We start from the raw sequence: 4,108 nt of genomic DNA, 5'->3' as shown, positions 1-4,108 counted from the left end.
GAACCTTCCAATTCGCCAGAGTGAAAAAGCTCGCGTACTTTCTCAATGACAGCCTTTGAAAGCATTGTTCCACCAGATTTTGTTACTGTCTTCATGAGGTCATCCAGTAGCATTGTTTGTCTAATGAATTTTGAATAATGGTCAATATTCTCTTCTGAATCCTCACCGAGTTTCTGCTGAGATTCAAAGTGTTTATGTACATCGCCTGGATACCCCAAAACTCGTCCATCCGATGTCTCTTCTGTACGCAGATTTACTCCTGCCGCGAAATATTTATCACGACTTCCCCTTTTCAAATCCAGCGATTCTTCCTCAGATACAGCGTTAGGATAGATTATTAAATATTTTTTGGGATCGATAGCTACCTCAATAATGTTATCAGGATGGAAGATATCCTGGTAATTAGGCCTGCCGTCACTTCCTAGTATTAGTACTGGATTGTCTGAGGATATTAAAGGAACCTCGTCAGAAACTTCGATTACTTCCATTCCACAGACCATTTTGTGTTCTACAAAAGATTTCCATTGCTCCAAATGCTCTTCTAAAAATTTTATCTTGTTTTCAATTTTTAGCATCGCTCTCACATCCTCGATATTTTCTTTAGTCAACGTATAACTTGTTCCGTTATCATGATTGTAGATCAGTTGCTCTTTATTATTATTCAAAAGGTTGGAGAATCTATCAAATCTGACATCCAGTCTTTCATTTTTCTCATTAAGGAAAAAAGGTGTCCTAAAGTAAAGGCTTAATACTGTATTCAGGATTTTCGATTTCTGTTCAAGAGTAAGTTTATGAATGGTTGGATCAGAAAGTAGCGCATATACCTCTGGATAGACAGCATCGACTTCAACTGCATAACGCTTTTCTAAAGCGAAGCGATCACCTTCGACACCCTCAGGGAAGGTATAGATATTTTTTTGGACACATACCTGTGTCGTAGTTAGGGTCGTAATTTTTGCATCCCCTCGCATTAGAGTATCAATAAGGTATTTGTCTCTTTCATTCTTAAGAGCAAACTGCTTCAGGAATGATTTTGGAATAAAATGTTGATGCTTAGGAGATCCCATATAACAGATTTGGTTTTTATATTTTTCCAGACTGGAAGCTAGCGTAATATTGGTGTATCTGATCCATAAAGATTGGATCAATTGGTGTGGTATCATTAGCATTTTCTTTTTCACGCTTAGCCATTTTTGCGAAGGTTGTTGGAATGAGCTTAATAATATCATCCAGGTGTTGGTTAACATGATCTTCAAATGCTTTGGATTCCATTTCATCTTTGAAAATCAGGAACGGTGGTTCTGATCCTCGTCCTGACGAAAATGAATACGTGCCTCTAGTCAAGAACTTTAAAAAGAGACCGCTTATAGCGTTCTTGGTAAAATAATAATACCAACCTTCAATTCCGTTTTTAGATACATAGGCTACTTGAGGAACCGGAAGGTGTCTTCGCATTTCATCACAGGTCATGTATTCTTGTTCGAGCAACAGGGTCGATTGATAATAGAATTTTGCCGTACCCAGATATGCTACGGGATTTGGGTAGAAATAGCAATAAGCCTCAGCAGACTCAACTTTCTTGGGTTGCGAAAATTCTATTTTATATTCTGGATGGTTGTTGTTGTATGCATATTCGGAATTACCCAAATCCATTGTCCATTCACTAGGATCTGAAAGAAGATGCAGCATTTTTTCTTTGGGATGAACGTCAAGATGAAATCTCTCACGCCACATATGCTCTATATGCAGTAGATCAGCTGAAGAATCAATTGGCGTATTGGTGTCACCGATACGGGTATAAATATGATTAGCTCTAACGTTTCTTCTACCAATTGTATAGGTAGATGTGAGATAGTATGGCTTATAAGGATGATTGGTTATCTGTAATACATCAATTTGCTTCTTGTCGATGGTCAAGGTATGTAAGCTAATATCTGGCTTAATGCCACCTCCAAAATCTTTGCGATTCAGAAAGTCAATAAACTGTTGTTGGGTCTTGCGATCAACCATACCAGTGGTCAGGCCAACTATGTTTGCTCCAGAGCTGGGGTCGGAGACCCCCAAAATTAAAAATCTGTCTCCTTTATGTTTTGCATTTGCGAGACATAATATGTCATGTAATAGATCTGCATTATTATTGTGAGGAATTTCCTTAAAATCCCAATAGTTTCCCTCTTTTTTGCTATTGATGAGGTTGCCTATAATTTTTTCTATCTGCTCCAAAATATTGTTATTTGTTTTATGTAGCTTATTATTTCTCGGTTCAAAACTTACTATTTGGATTTGTCATATTATCAATAATACTCACTCATAAAGTCTACTTTAACCTCCTTTTTGATAGCTTCTTTTTCCCATGCTATCAGTTGTTCAAAGTGATCTATATGTTCAGTGTAGTCGAGCAGGTCGGGGAGAGTATTGATCATATTTATAATTTCCCGGTAAAAGTTTATTCTATCCTGGTAAAGATGGACCCTGCTTAATGTATAGTTACAGCTTCTGCTAAAGCTAATATTTCTGGTAATTTCAATCTCCTTACGTAATAAAAGAAACTCCTTGTAATAAGGTATTATCCAATCGCTATAATTGTTATAAACCATCCGTATCAGTATTAACAGTATTTTGTCGTTGTGTGCATGCTTACGGGTCAAATCGGAAATGAGAGACTTCACTTTCTCTATCTTGCCGTCTTCAACCCTTTTTAGAGCAAATAAATTAAAGATGGCATCTTCGTAAGTAGAACTCAAATGCTCTTTATGTAAAACCTCTAATAATAGACTCTCGATCAATTCTTCATATTCCGGGTATTCCCATAGTAAGCTGGTGTTAATATCACTAAGCTCTATCTTGGCTGAATATCCTAAGCCTATAATGTCGTTTGTATAGCTATGGTGAATGAAATATCTATCCAAATCAAGTATTGCTTTTAGTTCCTTTTCATCATCATCAAAATGAGGGTCGATTACATATTGCACCCAGTACGCGCTCTTTAGTAATTCATAATGGCTTGTAAAGTAGGACACACAGTCAGAACAAAAATCATAACCTAAATCTGCCCTAGTCCAATCTTTTTTTGACAGTACAAGGCTGGTAAGATAAGTGATTATATTATGCTGCTCCAGTTCTTTGTTGCCTATTTTGTATTCTTCAAACACAGTCCAGTATTTATGATAGTCAAGCATACTATGGACCTTGACAGATTTGTCTCTATTGCCAAAGAGCGCCAAAAGCAGCTTTAAAAAACGCTCGTCTATTTGTTGCTCTGGTAACGAAGTTATCAATACAGATTCCCAAAAAAATCTATATTCAAAATCGTAGTTATGTACGATGCTAAGTAGCTCTTCACCTGTTATGACGTCTTCTTGTAAAGGTATATGGAAAACCATTGAACGCATAGGGAAATTCACTTTCCCGCTAAAGTGTAGGCGCAAAGCCTTTTCAAAATCCGTTTTGTCCTTGCGAGCTACAGCTAGATATATAGAAGTTACGGATGGCTCTATATAACCACCTTTATTGATTTTCTCTTGATTGTAAAGCGCATCCACATTTATCAGCAGTTGCTCTAAATCTCTCCATTCGCTTCCGTTTACAAAATCATTGATTTTCTTAAGCCTTTCTTTTTGACGTTCTTCCGTAGATTTACTTTTCCTTTCTTTCCAATCTGGTCGTAGAAAATGCTCCAATTTCTTTATATCAGAATTGATGAAATCGTTCCAGCTTTCAGGGTATACTGTGTCCGCTTCTGCCAGGTGTTGGGACATATCCGATACAAACCTGCAATGCGAGATTTGTTTTTCATCTAATTTGTCCGAAATAATTCTTTCATATATTGGCAACTCATCTACATAAATGCTTTTATCAATTTTTCCTCCTGGAAAAACGATTTTTGATAATAGCTCAGAACATTGTTCATTTTCTGGATCAAAGAGTTGGTATACCTGATCTAGTATACGTGCCCTCAGGCTCATTAACTGATCTGATTTATGTAGTTCGATATTGTAATACGTAAATTCATGTCCTTTAGTTGGTCCATATTCGGTAAAGTGCCAGCCAAAGAAGACTTTCGATAAGTTGAGAAAGATACCGTTCGCAATTGATCTTTGTGTATCAG

General features: G+C 36.9%; 3 protein-coding genes. All 3 read right to left on the bottom strand.

Features of this window, described 5'->3' with window-relative positions:
• The coding region (locus B2X72_RS03825) for a DUF4238 domain-containing protein (protein WP_286848332.1) at window positions 1-1,067 on the bottom strand (1,067 nt) is incomplete at its 3' end.
• 16 nt (window positions 1,068-1,083) lie between these two features.
• Complete coding sequence (locus B2X72_RS03820; RefSeq protein WP_167450469.1) at window positions 1,084-2,223, bottom strand: ATP-binding protein; 1,140 nt, start codon at window positions 2,221-2,223, stop codon at window positions 1,084-1,086.
• Between the two features lie 71 nt (window positions 2,224-2,294).
• Window positions 2,295-4,108, bottom strand: a 1,814-nt coding sequence (locus tag B2X72_RS03815; protein ID WP_286848331.1) for a hypothetical protein, incomplete at its 5' end; no start/stop codon positions are given.

Source organism: Sphingobacterium sp. UBA7253 (assembly GCF_002472745.1).
Classification (GTDB): domain Bacteria; phylum Bacteroidota; class Bacteroidia; order Sphingobacteriales; family Sphingobacteriaceae; genus Sphingobacterium; species Sphingobacterium siyangense.
This window is presented reverse-complemented; position numbering and strand designations above follow the sequence as displayed.